Source organism: Streptomyces sp. NPDC019531, from assembly GCF_044903305.1.
GTDB lineage: Bacteria > Actinomycetota > Actinomycetes > Streptomycetales > Streptomycetaceae > Streptomyces.
In genome coordinates this window covers 1-16,584 of sequence record NZ_JBJDQL010000067.1, presented here as the reverse complement: position 1 = coordinate 16,584, position 16,584 = coordinate 1, and the positions used below count along the sequence as shown (strand labels likewise).

Sequence of the window (16,584 nt, the reverse complement as noted above, 5' to 3'; positions counted from 1 at the left end):
GGCTGCCGGCCGAGCACGAGCTGCCCGCACCGCTGGTTGTCGACCGTGACGACCAGCCGTACGCCGTCGGGCCCGGATCGCAGCTCGTCGGACGGCTCGTGCCCGAGTACGCACTGCAGGATCCGCCGCCCGCGACCGGGTTCGACGACCGGGACCTCCACGAAGTACCGGACAGGCGCGTCGGGCTCACGGCCGCGATGGGGGTCCCCCGGTCGAGCGAAGCCGAGAGGGGGGAGGCTGCCGCGCCACCTGTTCCGGCCGCCGGCAGTCGGGCCGGACGCCAGTGTCCCGCACATCGCAGCTCTTATGGCGCGCACGCACACCCCGCTGGTCACCGTCGTCGAGCGCGACGGTGACCAGAGCTGGCTGGTCGGCGCGGTGACGGCCGCCCGCCTGACGGAACGACTCATCGGAGGAACGTGAACGGCTGGCAGAGTTGGGCGGCGATCGTCGTCTTCGTCGCGACGTACGGTCTGATCATCAGCGAGAAGATCCACCGCGTGGGGGCTGCCCTCGGCGGCGCCGCGCTGATGCTCGCGATCGGCGCGACCGACGACAAGTCAGCCTTCTTCTCCGAGGACTCCGGCGTCGACTGGAACGTCATCTTCCTGCTCATGGGCATGATGATGATCGTCGGCGTGCTGAAGAAGACCGGCTTGTTCGAGTACCTGGCCATCTGGGCGGTGAAGCGGGCTCGCGCCAGACCCTTCCGCGTGATGGTCATGCTCATCGTGATCACGGCGACGGCCTCGGCACTGCTCGACAACGTCACCACGGTCCTGCTCATCGCCCCGGTCACCCTGCTGGTGTGCGAGCGCCTGGCCCTGCCCGCCGCCCCGTTCCTGATCGCCGAAGTCTTCGCATCCAACATCGGCGGCATCGCGACGCTGGTCGGCGACCCCCCCAACATCATCATCGCCAGCCGGGCCGGCCTCACCTTCAACGACTTCCTCGTGCACCTCGCCCCACTGGCCGCGGTCCTGGTCGTCGTCCTCGTCGCCCTGTGCCGCTTCCTGTTCCGCGAATCCTTCGTCTACGACGAGGCACGCGCCGAGGAGGTCATGGCACTGGAGGAGGGTGAGGCGATCAAGGACCGCCGACTGCTCATTCAAGGGCTCGTGGTGCTCGCCCTGGTCGTCGTCGGTTTCGTGCTCCACCCGGTGCTCCATTACGAGCCCAGCGTCGTCGCCCTGCTGGGCGCGGGCCTGCTCATCGCGGTGTCCGCGGTGGAGACCGGCGAGGTGCTGGGCGAGGTCGAGTGGCCCACCCTGGCATTCTTCGCCGGCTTGTTCATCATGATCGGCGGTCTGATCGAGACGGGAGTTATCGGCGAGGTCTCCAGGGCCCTCGCCGACGCCATCGGGGATAACGAACTCGGCGGCTCGATGCTGCTGCTGGGCGCGTCGGCCGTGCTGTCCGGCATTGTGGACAACATTCCCTACGTCGCGACTATGGCGCCGATCACCAGCGAACTCGTGCAGGCGATGGGCGGTTCGGGCGGCCACGTCATGTGGTGGGCCCTGGCCATCGGCGCGGACCTCGGCGGCAACGCCACCGCCATCGGCGCGAGCGCCAACGTGGTCGTACTGGGCATCGCCGAACGCAACCGGCAGCCCATCTCCTTCTGGCAGTTCACCAAGTACGGCCTGGTCGTCACAGCCGTCACCGTCGCGCTGTCGGCGGGGTACGTGTGGCTGCGTTACTTCGCGCCGGCCTGACGTGAAGGAGTCGCACGGCACGGTCATGTGCGGAAGTTCCACCCGGATATGTAGTGCGCCCTCAGGACCGTATGGGACTCGCAGCAGCCCGTCGGCGGCCTGGCCACGCTCCTCGGCCGTCCGGTGCGGCTCGGGACGCGGTCCGCAGACGCGTGGGGCAGGCACCAAAAGCACGTAAAGACTGCCGGAACCCGGCAATGACCGCAGTAGTCGACGCGTGGGACCATCCCCATGGCGTGGCGCGGACGACAGCGAGGAGGTGAAGTTCCGTGACTCTGTTTCTGGGTCTCGGCATCGCGGGTGTCGTCCTGCTGGTGCTCGCGCTCGTCTTCGACGGTCTCCTAGAGGGGCTCTTCGACGGCGTCGGCGCGCTGGAGGGGCTGTTCGACGGGCTGCTGTCGCTGCCGGTGATCGCCGGGTTCATCTCGATGCTCGGCTTCGGCGGGGCGATCGTGCTCGGCACCACGAGTCTCGGGGCCGGTGGCGCGACCGTGGTGGGTGCGGGCGCGGGAGTCGGTGCGGGCCGGCTGACCTGGCGCCTCAGCCGGGCCCTGATGCGGGAAGAACCCGGCACAAGCCCGCGCGGTACGGACCTGGTGGGCACGTCCGGCTCCGTGGTCACGCAGATCCCGGCCGGTGGCTACGGCGAGGTGCTGGTGTACCTGGCGGGCCAGCCGGTGAAGTACGCGGCGAAAAGCGCCGGCCCCGTCGAGCGCGGTACCGAGGTGTGGGTCGAACAAGCCCTCTCGGCGACCTCGGTGGCAGTACGCCCGGTCGACCGCTGAGTCATCGTCCGTTCGTCGTTGTTGTTCTTTCGTTTCGCCCCGCACACGGGGGGCTGGATTTCAAAGAGGGGCATTGTCATGAGTCCTGTTCTCGTCGCGGTCGTGGGGGTCGTCGTACTCCTGGTCCTGCTGGCTCTGGTTGTGGTCACGCGTTACAAGGTGGCCGGTCCGAGCGAGGCGTTCATCGTCACCGGGCGGCGCGGCAAGAAGGCCACCGATCCGGAGACCGGCCGGATCTTCACGGACAACAGCGGGCAGAAGGTCGTGGTCGGCGGCGGCGTGTTCGTCGTGCCGTTCGTGCAGCAGAAGTTCACCCTCGACCTCTCGTCCCGGCACATCCCGGTCGCGGTGCGTGGCGCGGTCACCCTCAGGGGCGTCAAGGCTCACCTGGAAGGCGTCGCCATCGTCAAGGTCGGCGGCAGCGAGGACTCCATCCGCGCCGCCGCGCAGCGGTTCTTGATGCAGCAGGACGGCATCGTCGGCTTCACCCAGGAAGTGCTCTCCGGCGCGCTGCGCGCCATCGTGGGCCGGATGTCGGTGGAGGACATCATCCGTGACCGGGCCGCGTTCGCGGGTCAGGTGGCCGAGGAGGCCGAGGCCAGCCTGTCGGGGCAGGGCCTGGTGCTTGACGCCTTCCAGATCCAGGACATCTCCACCGAGGGCTCCTACCTGGAGGACCTGGGCCGCCCGGAGGCCGCCCGTGCCAAGCAGGAGGCCGACATCGCCGAGGCGGTCGCCCGGCGGGCCGCCGAGCAGGCGCGGCTGAAGGCAGAGGAGGAGATTGCGGTCGCGCAGCGGACGTTCGCGCTGAAGCAGGCTGAGATCAAGGCCGAGACCGACGAGGCCGCCGCACGCGCCGCAGCCGCGGGTCCGCTGGCCGAGGCCGCGCGCAGCCAGGAGGTACTGAGCGAGCAGGAGAAGGTCGCCGAGCGGCAGGCTGCGCTGACCGACCGCGAACTGGACACGAAGGTGCGCAAGCCCGCCGACGCCGCCCGCTACCAGGCCGAGCAGGAGGCCGAGGCCCGTCGCATCGCCCTGGTCAAGCAGGCCGAGGCAGAGGCCCAGCGCTCCCGGCTGACCGGTGAGGGCGAAAAGGCACACCGCGCGGCACTCGCCGACGCGGTCCGTATCGAGGGTGAGGCTGAAGCCGCCGCGATCGGTGCCAAGGGCGCCGCCGAGGCCGAGGCAATGCGGAAGAAGGCGGATGCCTTCGCCCAGTACGGTGACGCGGCCGTGCTGCAGATGCTCGTCGAGGTCCTCCCCAGCGTGGTCGCCAACGCGTCCGAGCCGCTCAGCGCCATCGACAAGATGACGGTCATCTCCACCGACGGGGCAAGCCAGCTGTCACGGACCGTCGCCGACAACGTCGCCCAGGGCGTCGAACTCCTCAGCTCCACCACTGGAGTCGACCTCGCCGAACTTCTGAAGAACATCACCCAGCGGGGAAGGGTCGCGCAGGCCGCCAGCTCAGCGCCCGCCGAAACGAACGGGAAGATCGAAGTCACCAACTGACATCAGTCACTCATGGCGCACGCCCGTACGGTCCTCGAACCGCCGGGCGCGCCCCACGGGCCGGCACCTGCCAGGGGCGGTAGCCGCACAACGTCTTGTTCAACTGCTGGGCGGCGCCCGGATGTGGAGTGTGAACCTTTGTTCCCCTGGCTATGGCTGATCGGATGGTCGGCATTCGCCCTCCCGCTGGCGATGGCCTCGTTGCGCGGCTGGGCACCCCGGCGGGTCCGACGTCGTACGAGTCCCTGGGGCATCCGCGTGAGAGGGGTGGCACTGCTGGTGATCTGGATCGGCGGGCTGGTGGTTCCCCTGCTGCGGTGGAGCGGTCTGGACGCCGAGGACGCCGCGTTTTTCGGCTCGATCATGGAGGTCGGTGTGCTGATGTTCGCCGCCGGGCTCATCGGCGGATCGCAGCTCAGTGAGCGCTTCTACCGGCAGGCAGTGCGCTCTCAGGCGGCAGTCGAGGAGGCACCTGACAGCGCCGGGTATCCATGGTGAGACCGGCCACGGCGTATGGTCCGCGTCAATGTCCTGGCCCGCGCTCCGAAACGGTACGACGCTGAGGCCAGGAACATTTCCAGTGGAGGAGGAGCCCCGCCGTGCGCGCTCGAGACCTGGCGGTCGAATACGAAACGGTGAGCGTCGACAGCGACGCCATGGACGCGGCCCGGCTGATGGCCGAGCACAAGCTGCCGGGGTTGTTGGTACTGGACGAGCGGGGTGAACCGCAAGCGATCCTGCCGGCCTCCCAGATGATCAAAGTACTGGTGCCCGCCTACGTCATCGAAGACCCCACCCTCGCCGCCGTCGTCGACGAGAAGCACGCCGACCGCCTCTGCCAGGCACTGGCCGGCCGACGGGTCGGGGACTGCCTGTCCAGCAAGGCGGCACCGCCGCCGATCGCCGACCCCGACGACACCGCGCTGGAGGTGGCCGCGCTGATGGCACAGGTACGCAGCCCGCTGGTGGCGGTCGCCGAGAAGGTCAAAGCCGGGCCGGGCGACCGGGACCAAGGTGGTACACGACTTCTCGGCGTGATCACGGCCTCACACCTCCTGCACGAACTGCTGGGTGCCGCAGGGGCGTTGAGCAGCACGTGACCGCGCCGTGAGCCTCGCGCGCGGGCCGGTTACACCAGGTCGGAAGCACTCAGGATATCCCGGCACACCTCGGCGTCGATCCGTCGGCCCAGACGCTCCAGCACCGGCATGCCGCACCGCAGCGTGCCCTGCTCCAGGGCACGGCGGGCACCGCGTTCGAGGTGGTGCCACAGCAGGGGATTAGCGATCAGAACCCTCGGATCCAGCTCCAGCCGGCCGCCGGACGTGTCACTCAGGACCAGTCGCTGGGTGGCCCCCTCGGACAACCGCACCGTCACGAGGCGGTCTGTGTGCACCCGGTGGAAGCTCACCAGCCCACGGCCGACGAGCCCGCCGTCCTGTGCGCTCACGCGCGGCGGCGTCAGAATGACCGAGAGCAGCACGGCGAGTGCGGTCCATCCTGCCGACCGCACGGCAGTGAGTCCGACGAGCCCCCAGTCCAGCAGCACCAGCGCCCCGAAGAACACCGCGCCGCAGATCACCGCGCTTCGCAGCTCCCGCGCCCAGGAACGGTCACGGATCACACCGACGTTCCCCCCGCGGCGAGTGACACCGGTCGGGCCCCGCTTGCGGCTGCGCCGTCCCATACGGGCCAGAGTAGACACGCCTCCCTGGGGTGTCTCCCACCATGACAGAGCGATCTCAAGTCATCGCGTCAGCCGATCCGGCCGATCTCCAACAGCACCATGACATACGCACACACCAGCCCCACCTGCGTGAGGAACGCGAGCACGGTGTGGACGACGAGTTGCCCTGGACGCTCGATCCCGAGGCAGGCACGCGCCGCCCGGCTCACCCGGGGACGGGGCCCCATGACGACCCCTGACTGCCGTTCAAGCGCCCGCCGCAGCGTGCGCCGCCCGGCAGCAGAGGTAACGCCGAGCCGCACCCCGTGTGCGTCGCGGACGATGAGGGCCCGGTAGACGGTGCCGTACGAGAACGTCGTCTGCAGCCGGACACTCGCGATGCGGCTCAGGTCGACGGACCGCACGCCGGTCAGGGTCCGCGCGGTCATCCTGGCCGACGAGCAGCGCGTCGGCCCACGTTCCGCACCCAATTCGACGAACAGCAGGAAGGCGAGCGGACCAGTCACCAGCCCCGGCATCGTCCCCGACCGGACCAAGGCGCCGACGGTGAAGGGCAGCACGAGCATCGCCACGACCAGGCCCAGGCCCGCACGGGCACGACGGCGAGTCGTGCTCGTGTCGGGCAGCTCCCGAGGCAACGGTTCCCGACCGGTCCGTGGCACCTCAGTGCTCCTCGTGGGCCAGCGTCGAGCGGGCTGCGTGCCGGCCCGCGGTGTGGGCCATGAGGTGGCGCGGGTCGACTGCGCGGTTGATCGCCGACTCAACGGCCGCAACGCGGTCGGCGAGCAGGCCAAGGGCGGCGACGGCGCGGGTGACGGGTTCGCCCTCGGGGCCACCGAGCGTCTGTGTGCGGACGTACGCCGCCTTCACGTCGGCCCAGCGAGCGGCCTGGCCGGGGGTGAGCGTGTCACGCAGCTCGGCCAGCTTCAGCAGGTTGGCCTCGGCTCCGGTGGTGAGGGTCTGGGCCTCGGCTCGGTAGTGGTCGTCGATCAGCATGGCCAGCTCGGTGTCGTTCATGACCGGCTGGACACGCTGGGCGATCTTGTTCATGTTGCGGTAGGAGCCCTGGAGCTGGAAGGGCGGTTCGGTGCGGGTGGCGTCGGACTGGCCGGCGGAGGCGATGTAGGCGGCGTTCACCGCCAGGACCGTCTCACGGGCGGCGAGCAGGTGCCGCAGTACTGCCAGGATTCGCTCCAGCTCGGCCGGGGCGTATGGGTGGGCCAGCCGGTCGGCGCGGGCCGTCGCGTCGCCCTCGGCCAGGCGGATCAGCAGCTCCAGGTCGGTGCGGTCGCGGCCGGCCAGCGGGGCGAGGACCGCGTTCGATGTCAGCGCGTTCTCGATGAAGCTGAGGGCGAAGGCGTCCCCCTTGCCGGTCAAGACCTCGCCCAGGTTCCACACGTCGGCGCGGTTCGCGAGCATGTCGGGCACACGGAAGCGGCTGCCGGACTCGGTGAAGGGGTTGCCGGCCATGCACACGGCGAAGCGCTTGCCGCGCAGGTCGTAGGTGCGCGGCTCGCCGTCCCGTACGCCCTCGATTCGGCGGGTGGCGTCGCACAGCGGGATGAACTTCTGCAGTAGTTCGGGTGAGGTGTGCTGGATGTCGTCGAGGTAGAGGAGGGTGTTGTTGCCCGCCTCCAGCGCGAAGTTGATCTTCTCGATCTCCTGGCGGGCGGTCGCGTTCGGAGCCTCGGCCGGGTCGAGGGAGGTCACCGCATGGCCGAGCGCGGGTCCGTTGACCTTGACCAGGATCAGGCCGAGGCGGTCGGCGACGTACTCCATGAGGGTCGTCTTGCCGTAGCCGGGCGGAGAGATGAGCAGCAGGAGGCCGCCGGTGTCGGTGCGCTTGGACTCGCCCGTGGTGCCCAGCTGCTTGGCGAGGCTGTCTCCGACCAGCGGCAGGTACACCTCATCGATCAGCTTGCTCCGCACGAACGCGGACATCACCGTCGGCTGGTACTCGTCCAGGCGCAGGCGGGTGCGCTCGGCGGCCACCAACGCCGTACGGCGCCGCTGGTAGGCGCGATGGGCGGGGACGTCCTGGATGCGGAACTCACTTGTGCGGGCAAGGAATTCGTCGACGCGAACCGTGAGCGCACGGCCGATGATGCGCGGATGAGTGCCCAGCAGCCCCTCGACGCGCTGGCTCGGTGTCGCGTCGCACTCGTAGCGGGCCAGGTCCGGGCACAGCTCGGCGGCCACCGCCTCGGCCAGGTCACCGGGGGTGATCTCCGTGCCGGTTGCGGTGGTGTACGACGTCAGCCACGCCTCCACCAGCTGCCTGCGTGCGGCCGGGTCGGTGAGGACGGCGAGGTCGTCGTCGTAGGCCGACGTGCCCACCGTGCGACGGAACTTGTCCAGCAGCGTGCGGGTGCCGGCGCTGATGACGAAGCCGTCGGGGCCGCTCGTCAGCTCCTCGAAGAGGTAGGCGGCCGCCGCTTGGGTGCCGATCGTCGCCGCGAGTTCGACCCGCAGGTCGTCGATGGCGGGCGCGAGCCCGAACGTGTCCCGGGCGCGGGCCAGCGATACCGCACGCCGGGTCCAGCTCTCGCGCTCTTCGGCGGTCGTGCCGCGCGCCCAGAAGAGCTGGGCGGTGGCTCGGGCTGCGGGCTCGTGGCGCAGCGGACCGGCGCCCTCGTGCAGGCGCACCACTGCCGCGAGGATCGCGGTCGCGTCGTGGTCGTGGACGCCGCGCTGGTAACCCTCGTCGTATGCCGCCTCCGCCGCCTGCCGTACCAGCGCAGGCAGGTCGGCCTCCGCGAGCGCGGCCGGGCCGTGTTCGTCCAGCAGGCGGGCGGCGAGGTGCTCGGCGCGGTAGACCTCGGGCGACTCGGACGGCAGCGGGCGGTCCCAGTACGGCCGGGTGGCGGCGAAGTCGGGGTCCGTGACCGGCGAGCGGTAGTCGGTACCGGTCAGCGCGAAGGCCAGTCCCTCCCCATGCGGGACCAGCGTCAGCTCCAGCGCCTGGGTGTTGACGGCGAAGCGGTGGCTGCCCAGGCGGAGGGTGCGGCCGTCGTCGGTGTACAGATCGGTGCGGTCGCGCAGGGCACGCAGCGCCTCCTGGCGGGCCGTCTTCAGGAGGCCGTCCAGTTCCTCCGCCCGTACCTGGTCGCCGAGTTCGCGCAGGTCGTCGACGAGGCGGCGGACCTTGGCGGGCATCGGGTCGGAGGTGAAGTATGTGACGATCTCGTCTGTGTCGGCGAGTGTGGCGGCGCGGCGGGTAACCGTCTGGAGAACGCGGGTCGCGGAGTCGGCGAGGCGTTCGGCGCGGCGGGCGCGGGCGTCGGCGAGGGTCTGCTTACGTGCGGAGAACGCCTCGTGGACCTCGTCGCGCTTGTCCGCCAGCTCACCGAGGAAGTCGTCGAACTGGGCGAACCGGGACTCCAGGTTCTCCACCTGCACCAGCATGCGGGCGAGTTGCTCGTCGCACGCCTCGGGGCTGTCGGCGGCGGCGAGCGCACCGATGACGGCCTGGCCGAGCAGGGCGAACTCGGCGGCGAACTCGGCCCGCCCCTCACGTTCGAGTAGCGTGCGGCGGCGGCCGTCGAGGGTGGCGCGGGCTCGGTTGACTCCGCCAAGGACCTCGGCGATGCGCTCCAGGATGGACGTACGGACGGTGGCGTCGCCGATGTCCAGCCCTGCGACGACCTCGGTCACCGTGCGCAGCCCTTCGGCGTGTTCGTCAAGACGGGCGGCGACGGGCGCTGCCTGGGCCACCGAGGCGATCGCCTCCGCGTCGGCGACGAGCTGCTCGATGTCGTCCTGGTGGCCGGAGAAGGCGTCCTCGCGGGCGAGGTGGATGACGGCCCGCTGCCCGAAGGCGGCCAGGTCGGCCTCGGCATCGGCGGCAAGTTCGTCGATGTGGGCGGCGTCGGCGTACCGCAGGTCCTTGAGCGTGAGCAGGTGCCCCTGGGCGTGGCGCAGTTCGGTCAGGCCGGACACCCAGGCAGCGGCACTGCGCGGGGCCTCGCCGCGCAGGCGTCGAACGACGGCGGCGACCCGCGCCGCGGCCTCGGTGAGCGCGTCCGCCGCCTGCCGGGTGAGGGCCTGGACGGTCTCGAACTCGGCCAGGACCTGCTCGGCGGTGGCCCGCACCTGCGTGAGCGGCTTGTGCAGATCGCCGAGTTCGGGCTCGCCCAGCCAGTAGTGGGAGTCCGCCGCCCGGACGCAGGCGGCGGCCAGTGCCTCGTACACCTCGCTCGTCGGGGTGGTCTCGGTGACGGCTTGGGGGATGGAGAGGCAGTCGGAGATACCGCGCACGAGGTCGGCGTTGCCGATGCGGGCCAGCGGTCCGGTGCCGACGGGCTGCGCGGCGGCGTGGGTGTCGGAGACGTACGGCGACTTCCACAGCTGGAGCGGGTGGACACGCTGCGGTTCGTCGCTGTCGGCACGCAGCACCATCAGGGTGCCGTCGTCGAAGAGCGCCCAGCCGTGGCAGGACAGTGGGGTGGCGACCTCCTTGCGGATCACGTTGTACGGCAGCAAGAGGCTGCGTCCCTCCACGCGTGCGTGGAAGGCGAACAGCACGTCCTCGCCGTTCGGGGAGCGGACCACGCGCTCGACTTCCAGGGCTGCCATGTCCGAAGGGGCGGCGATGCCGTCGAAGGTCTTGTGCGTACCGGTGACCAGGCAGTAGCCGCCGGGGAAGACGATCCCCTGGTCCTCCGGCAGCCGGCGACACGCTTGCCCGATGCCGTCGAGGCGGATCACCCTCCTGGAGAGGGTGTTGAACACCAGGTAGCGGAGCGTCTCCTCCTTGTACGGGCGGATCCGCAGCAGGATCAGGGCGCCCACGCGCGCGTACGCGATGTCCGCGTCGGCGAGGGACTGGAGCGGTTCGTCGACGGGTTCGCTGTAGATGCCCTGGCCGGTCTCGGTGTTGTTCTCGACCTTGACGGTGAGGGCACCGCCGAGCGTCTCGACGTACACCTCGTCCTGGACGGAGACGTGCGGGTGGCGGCCGAGGACGTGATCCTCCCGGGTCGTCTCGGTCCACTCGAAGTCGTGGGAGGGCGGGAAGACGTGGTCGCGCTCGCCGCGCGCGTCGAGGAAGGACGCCCGGCCGTCGTCCGTCAGGGCCCAGCGCAGGACCCGGATGTCGTCGGCCTTCTCGCCGGTCTGGAAGACGGCGAGCAACTTCCCGTCCGCGTGGAGGAGTTGGAGGAGATGGGTTTGGCGGTAATAGCGGTAGAGGGCCGTGAACTCCCGTAGGAAGGCGGGGTCGTCGAGCAGACCGGGCACGGCGTCGTCGGGAAGCCGGCGCAGCTCGCGGTCGTGCAGTGCGAAGACGTCACCCACGGCCGTGTCCGGCTTCAGGCCGAGGAAGACGTTGTAGCCGAAAAGCAGCACGTCGCCGACGGAGACGATGTCGCGGGGTACGCAGTTGAGCTCGGTGCGCAGCCGCTTGGCGCCGGACAGCTCGAATCGCGTCGAGCCGAACTCCTCGGCACGCCTGTCGTTGAGCGCTTCGGCGCGGCGGGCGAGCTCGGCGGCCTGCGCGGTGAGCCGGTCCCGCAGCACCTCGTACGTGCCGGTGTCCAAACCGGTGGTCCCGGTGGTCATGGGTCCCTCTCGGAAGTCGGAGAAACGTGGTCCGGAGCTGCCCTCCCCAGGGCGGCCGCACCCGACCACGGGCCGGGGCAGTACAGGTCAGGCCCTGACGCTGCCGTTGAGCGCGGCCAGCGATGTGTCGGCAAGGCCCAGTTCGCCGGCCTTGTCGAGGAGCTGCTGGAACTGTCCGGCGTTCGCGCCGCCGTTGGTCATGAGCTTCATGAGCAGGGCGGAGACCGTCAGGTTCTGCACGTCGGCTGTCGAGACGGAGCTGAGAACACGGCTCAGGTCGTCGGTGAAGCTGGAGGAGCCGTCCAGCCAGGGCTTCACGAGCGCCTGGGCCGTGTCGGAGTGCTGGACGAAGCCGTCGACGCCCTTGCCGAGCGCGATGGAGGACATCAACCGGTCGAAGAAGACCGACTCGCCGCCGACGATGTTGATGTCGGCGTTCTCCAGCCCGGTGGCGAGGACCGTGGCCTGTGCCTCGGCGACCTGCCGCTGCACGTCCAGCCCGGCAAGGCGGATGTCCTTCTCGGCCTGCAGGCGCAGCCGGTACTCCTCGTGGCCGCGTGAGGCGTCGTCGAGGGCGGCCATCGCGGCGGCCTTCTCGGTGAGGCCGGCGGCCTCCGCCTTGAGCTTCTCGCCGATGCCGTCGGCCTCGGCGAGCGCTTTCGCCTTGGCGCCCTCGGCCTCCGCCAGCATGCGTGCCTGCGTCGCCTCAGCCTCCGCGCGGCCGGCCTTCTCGATGACCTCGGCCTCCTTGTCGCGGACCTGGACGGCGGCCAGCCCCTCGGCGGCGCACTCCGCCTGGACGCCCTCGGCCAGCCGCAGCTTGGCCTGCGCGTCGAGGTCGGCGGTCTTCAACCGGGCGTCGGCCAGGGTGAGTTCTTCGGCGGCGCGGTGCACGGCGGCCTGCTCGGCGGCCTCGGCGGCCTTGATGTCCTTGACCAGCTGCTCCTGCGCCTCGGCCTCGGCGGCGATGATCACGGTCTGGCGGCCGCGCTCGGCTTCCTCCACGGAACGCAGCGTCTTGATGGACTCCTCCTGCTCGGCGACCGTCCGGTCCACCGCGACCCGCTCGCGGATGACCTCGGCGATCTCCCGCTTCTCCGCCTCGACCTCCTTGTCGGCGGCGATCCGGGTCAGCTGTGTCTCCCGCTCCCGTGCGATGACTTCGAGGAGGCGGTCCTTCTCGATGCGCTCGTTCTCAATGGCGATGACCCGCTCGCGGTTCTTCGCGGCGACGGCCACCTCGCGGGACTGATTCTCCCGCTGGATGCCGAGCTGCTCCTCGGTCTTGAGGAAGGCGCCCTGTGATCGCAGCCGCTCCTCCTCCATAACCCGCGCCGTCTCGGCCTCCTCCCGCGCCCGTACGGTGTCGATCTCCCGCTTCTGCTTGATCTCGGCGTCGGCCTGCCGGCGCTCCAGCTCCAGGATCGCTTCACGCGCGTCGACGTTCTGCCGGGTGATCTCCTTCTCCTCGGTGCGCTGGGCCTCGTTGGTGCGCACGTGCTCCACGGCCGTCAGCTCGGTGATCTTGCGGATGCCCTGGGCGTCGAGGACGTTGGCCGGGTCGAGCTGGGTCAGCGGCGTCTGCTCCAGGTAGTCGATCGCCGCGTCCTCCAAGTGGTAGCCGTTGAGGTCGACGCCGATGACCTCGATGATCCGGTACCGCAGCTCCTCGCGCTTGGTGTACAGGTCGGTGAAGTCCAGCTGCTTGCCGACGGTCTTCAGCGCCTCGGAGAACTTCGCGTGGAACAACTCCTGCAGCGTGTCCCGGTCACTCGCCCTCGCGGTGCCGACGGACTGGGCGACCTTGATGACGTCCTCGACGGTCTTGTTGACCTTCACGAAGAACGAGATCCGGATGTCCGCACGGATGTTGTCCTGACAGATGAGACCGTCCCGGCCGGAGCGCGTGATCTCGATCGTCTTCACCGAGATGTCCATCACCTCGGCCTTGTGCAGCACCGGCAGGACGACCTGCCCGGTGAAGGTCACGTCGACCTTGCGCAACTTGGAGACGATCAGCGCCTTGCCCTGCTCCACCTTGCGAAAGAGCTGGGAGACGACAGTGACGACAACGAGGCAGACGGCGACGAGCACGCCGATGCCCACGAGCATGACAACCATGGCATACGTCCTTCAGGCGTAAGGGAGTTGAGCGTGAAGCAGAAAGGACCGGAGACGAGATCCGGCGACGGCGCGGCTCAGGCGGCGCGGCCCCGCGAAGGGAGCGCGGCGCCGCGCGACACGCCCCCGTAGGGATCCCGGCTGTCGGCATCCGACGGCTCAGCGGCACCCAGGCGAGCCTCGCTCGGCACGGACGGCACGGGTTCATCCGGGAAGAGGCGGTGCAACGGACGTACGATCAGGCAGGTCGCGGCCCAGGCGACGAACAGCGCCCCGACGGGCACGACAAGGCGCAACATCCCGGCGACCGGCCCTGGGCGCGCGTACACGGCAAGCAGAACCGCTGCTCCGACACTCAGGCACCAGGCGAGCACGGTCAAGACAGAGAAGGCGACCGCCACGGGCACCCCGCCCATACGCCACGCCCGAAGGTCCACATCCGTGTCGAAACTGTCCACGCCAGCTGCGCCCACGGCGGCCAGGAGCCAGAAGCAGACGACCACGACGAGGGCAGCGGTCAGCAGGATCGTGGGCAGACCCGTGGCCGCTGCCAAGAATGTCCGCATCTCCCGGTCCCCCTCTCCACCTGCTGCGCGCACCAGTCGCCTCCGACGGCGCGGGGCCGTTTCCGGCCTCGGTGCCGGGCACCTGCCGGTGTCCGGCACCGGAACCATCCGCCGTGCTCCCCACGAGCCATGCTGCCCGATCCGATCCGGGCCGCGCATTGCCGGTTCCCGGCAGCGTTCATTAGGGTCTGCATGCCGGTGGCCGCCAAGAAACCGTCAGCGGCACGTCAAGAATCCGGGGGACGACGTGACGGACCGGGAACTTCCCGAGCAGTATCTGGACGGTTACGCCGAGATCCTGGCCGAGGTATCGGCCACCGGGCGACGCCTCGCCCGGGACGAGATCGCCTCCCGCCGCGCCCTCGGTGAGCAGGCCGCCGAGGCAGGCCACGGACTGCGCGCCCTCGTCAGCGCACATCTGACCGCTGCCCGCACGGCCTGGCCCGGCTCGCCCGGCTCCGCCGACGACGCACTGGCCGCAGTACAGCAGGTCATCGACGCCTTCGCCGAGGGATACGAACGCGCCCAACTCCTGGCCGTGCGCCAGGAAGAGGCCGCCCGCCGGGAGTTCATCGACGACCTCCTCTACGGCCGCAGCGACCTCGGCCGCCTCGCCGAACGCGCCGAACGCTTCGGCCTGCGCCTGTCCCACGCACACGCAGTCGCCGTCGCGCAGGGCCCCGCCGCCTACGACGAGGGCGACCCGGTGCCCCGACAGGTGGAACGGGCACTCATCTCCCGCTTCGGCGACCGCAACGTCCTGCTCACCACCAAGGACGGCCGACTGCTGTGCATCGCCCCCGGCCACCAGGACGAGGTACTCGCCTACTTCGCCAAGCAGGCCCACGCGGCTACCGACGGCGGCCGGGTCGCCATCGGCCGCCCCCAGCCCGGCCCCGGAGGCGTCGTCCAGTCCTACGAGGAAGCTCTGGGCGTCCTCGAACTCGCCGAGCGCCTCGACCTCGACGACCCGGTCCTGCGCGCCGCCGACCTGCTGGTCTACCCCGTCCTCACTCGCGACCGACAAGCCATGGCCGACCTCGTCGCCGACACGCTGGGCCCGCTCATCACGGCCCGCGGCGGCGCCCAGCCCCTCCTCGACACCCTCACCGCGTACTTCGACTCCGGCTGCGTGGCCGCCGAGGCCGCCCGCCGCCTCACCCTCAGCGTGCGAGCCCTGACCTACCGTCTGGAGCGCATCCACAAACTCACCGGCGCCAACCCCGCCGACCCGTCCCACCGCTACATGCTCCAGACCGCGGTGATCGGCGCCCGGCTGCTGGACTGGCCGGCCAAAGACGTCTGACGCCTGCCGCCGCCACGGCAGGCCGGGCCGACAGTGCGTACGACGTCCACAGCCGTCCCCGCCCAGCCGGCAGCCGCCGCCCACCCCCGAGCGTGGACAGCACCGGCCTCGCGCCCTCGATGCGCCCATCCACTCGCCTCGAGCAGAGACGCGACCGGTCGATAGCCTTCAATGCGCTGTCCAGGAAGGGAACTCAATAAGGGATCTCCGCGACGAGTCCGGCACCGGAGCACGCGCCGCCCATCCCATCAGTACGATCCCGGCGGAGCACGGCCGCAGCGCCTCCTCCGTCCGGTGCGATGGGGAGACCGTTTCACCGCCACGGACGGCGGGTGCGCGTCAGCAGTCCCCTCGCCAGGCCCGGGATCGAGCGCCCGTGCCCACGAGGAGGTGGGGAACACTCAGCCACTGAAGCAGCCCTGGAACCGAGGAGGGTTCGCCAACGGCCTCGTCCAGCGAGTGCCGGTGTCTGCCCCGACCTCGCTGATACGGCATGCCGTACGGGCCCGGCTACGCGGCCCCTAGCGCGTCGAGGACGCCGGTTACGGTCGTCGTCAGCTCCCCGGCATCGGCACCTGATCGGGAGCGCAGATTGACTCCGTAGGCGAGCAGGGCCAGCAGGTCGGCCGCAGCCCCGGGATCGGTGCCGGGTTGGAGCTGCCCCTTGGCCACGCCGGCGGTGAGCGCCGTGCGCAGCGCCTCCCGTAGCTCCGCGTGGTGCCGGTCGAGGGCGGCCCGGATGCCGGGGTCACCGTTTTCGCCGCCGGCGTGAGCGTTGGAGACCATGCAGCCCCAGCGGGCGTACGCGCCTGAGCAGCGGGCCTCGATCAGCGCAGCGAAGAAGTCGTGGACGGCGGGCAGGCCGCGGCCGTCTTCCGCCAGGCGGCTGAACGCCGGCCGGGAGCGTTGCTCGATGTACCGGCGCAGTGCGGGCCCGGTACAGCTCCTGTTTGCCACCGAAGGTGGCGTAGAGGCTGGAGCGGTTCAGGCCGGTCGCCGTCACGACGTCCTGGATTCCGGTCGCGGCCGTGCCCTGGCGCCAGAACAGCCGCATTGCCGTGTCCAGGGCCGTGTCGGGATCGAAGTATTTGACGTCCGGCATGTCTCAGTCCTCAACATCTTGAAATGATGGTTCCAAGATGCCTCTCCTCCCGCTATCTTGAAACGATCGTTCCGGGATAGCGGAACCGACCAGATGCCCGGCGCCCCAGGAGGAACCTTTCCGATGACTCTCAACTGAGCTTGTTCCGCTTTGACGGACACCATCGGTGTGGTGGTCAGGCTGCGAGCGCGGTCTCATACTCGGCGGGACTGCGATAGCCGAGGCTGC

Annotated in this window: 12 protein-coding genes and 1 pseudogene; 6 read left to right on the top strand and 7 right to left on the bottom strand. The window is 70.1% G+C overall.

The window, feature by feature from the left end; all coding sequences use genetic code 11:
* The first annotated feature begins 419 nt into the window (after positions 1-419).
* The 5 genes from ACI2L1_RS41700 (at position 420) to ACI2L1_RS41680 (ending at position 5,115) form a co-directional block, all read left to right on the top strand.
* Positions 420-1,718 carry an SLC13 family permease gene (locus ACI2L1_RS41700; RefSeq protein WP_404744692.1) on the top strand — a complete coding sequence of 433 codons (1,299 nt, stop codon included), beginning with the start codon at positions 420-422 and terminating at the stop codon, positions 1,716-1,718.
* Between the two features lie 269 nt (positions 1,719-1,987).
* Positions 1,988-2,503, top strand: coding sequence for a hypothetical protein (locus ACI2L1_RS41695; RefSeq protein ID WP_404744691.1), 516 nt, complete (start codon positions 1,988-1,990; stop codon positions 2,501-2,503).
* 78 nt (positions 2,504-2,581) lie between these two features.
* On the top strand, positions 2,582-4,015 hold the full coding sequence (locus ACI2L1_RS41690; RefSeq protein ID WP_404744690.1) for a flotillin family protein: 1,434 nt from the start codon (positions 2,582-2,584) through the stop codon (positions 4,013-4,015).
* 258 nt (positions 4,016-4,273) lie between these two features.
* A complete protein-coding gene (locus ACI2L1_RS41685) occupies positions 4,274-4,513 on the top strand; it encodes a hypothetical protein (protein ID WP_404744689.1) in 240 nt (79 codons plus the stop codon).
* Positions 4,514-4,614: 101 nt separating this feature from the next.
* The gene (locus ACI2L1_RS41680) at positions 4,615-5,115 is read left to right on the top strand and encodes a CBS domain-containing protein (protein WP_404744688.1); all 501 of its coding nucleotides are present in this window, start codon (positions 4,615-4,617) and stop codon (positions 5,113-5,115) included.
* 29 nt (positions 5,116-5,144) lie between these two features.
* Here ACI2L1_RS41680 and ACI2L1_RS41675 read toward each other — a convergent pair whose 3' ends face one another.
* The 5 genes from ACI2L1_RS41675 to ACI2L1_RS41655 form a co-directional block, all read right to left on the bottom strand.
* Complete coding sequence (locus tag ACI2L1_RS41675; protein ID WP_404744687.1) at positions 5,145-5,702, bottom strand: hypothetical protein; 558 nt, start codon at positions 5,700-5,702, stop codon at positions 5,145-5,147.
* Positions 5,703-5,770: 68 nt separating this feature from the next.
* The gene (locus ACI2L1_RS41670; RefSeq protein WP_404744686.1) at positions 5,771-6,364 is read right to left on the bottom strand and encodes a hypothetical protein; all 594 of its coding nucleotides are present in this window, start codon (positions 6,362-6,364) and stop codon (positions 5,771-5,773) included.
* A 1-nt stretch (position 6,365) separates the two neighbouring features.
* The gene (locus ACI2L1_RS41665) at positions 6,366-11,261 is read right to left on the bottom strand and encodes a DNA repair ATPase (protein ID WP_404744685.1); all 4,896 of its coding nucleotides are present in this window, start codon (positions 11,259-11,261) and stop codon (positions 6,366-6,368) included.
* 87 nt (positions 11,262-11,348) lie between these two features.
* The gene (locus tag ACI2L1_RS41660) at positions 11,349-13,382 is read right to left on the bottom strand and encodes a flotillin family protein (RefSeq protein ID WP_404744684.1); all 2,034 of its coding nucleotides are present in this window, start codon (positions 13,380-13,382) and stop codon (positions 11,349-11,351) included.
* 77 nt (positions 13,383-13,459) lie between these two features.
* Positions 13,460-13,948: a hypothetical protein gene (locus ACI2L1_RS41655; RefSeq protein WP_404744683.1), complete on the bottom strand. Its 489-nt coding sequence runs from the start codon at positions 13,946-13,948 to the stop codon at positions 13,460-13,462.
* A 247-nt stretch (positions 13,949-14,195) separates the two neighbouring features.
* Here ACI2L1_RS41655 and ACI2L1_RS41650 point away from each other — a divergent pair, with 247 nt between their 5' ends.
* The gene (locus tag ACI2L1_RS41650; RefSeq protein ID WP_404744682.1) at positions 14,196-15,254 is read left to right on the top strand and encodes a PucR family transcriptional regulator; all 1,059 of its coding nucleotides are present in this window, start codon (positions 14,196-14,198) and stop codon (positions 15,252-15,254) included.
* Positions 15,255-15,764: 510 nt separating this feature from the next.
* Here the strand turns inward: ACI2L1_RS41650 and ACI2L1_RS41645 are convergent.
* Positions 15,765-16,211: a TetR family transcriptional regulator C-terminal domain-containing protein gene (locus ACI2L1_RS41645; protein WP_404744681.1), complete on the bottom strand. Its 447-nt coding sequence runs from the start codon at positions 16,209-16,211 to the stop codon at positions 15,765-15,767.
* 34 nt (positions 16,212-16,245) lie between these two features.
* Positions 16,246-16,308: pseudogene (locus ACI2L1_RS41640) on the bottom strand (TetR/AcrR family transcriptional regulator); the annotation flags it as partial.
* Between the last annotated feature and the right edge of the window lie 276 nt (positions 16,309-16,584).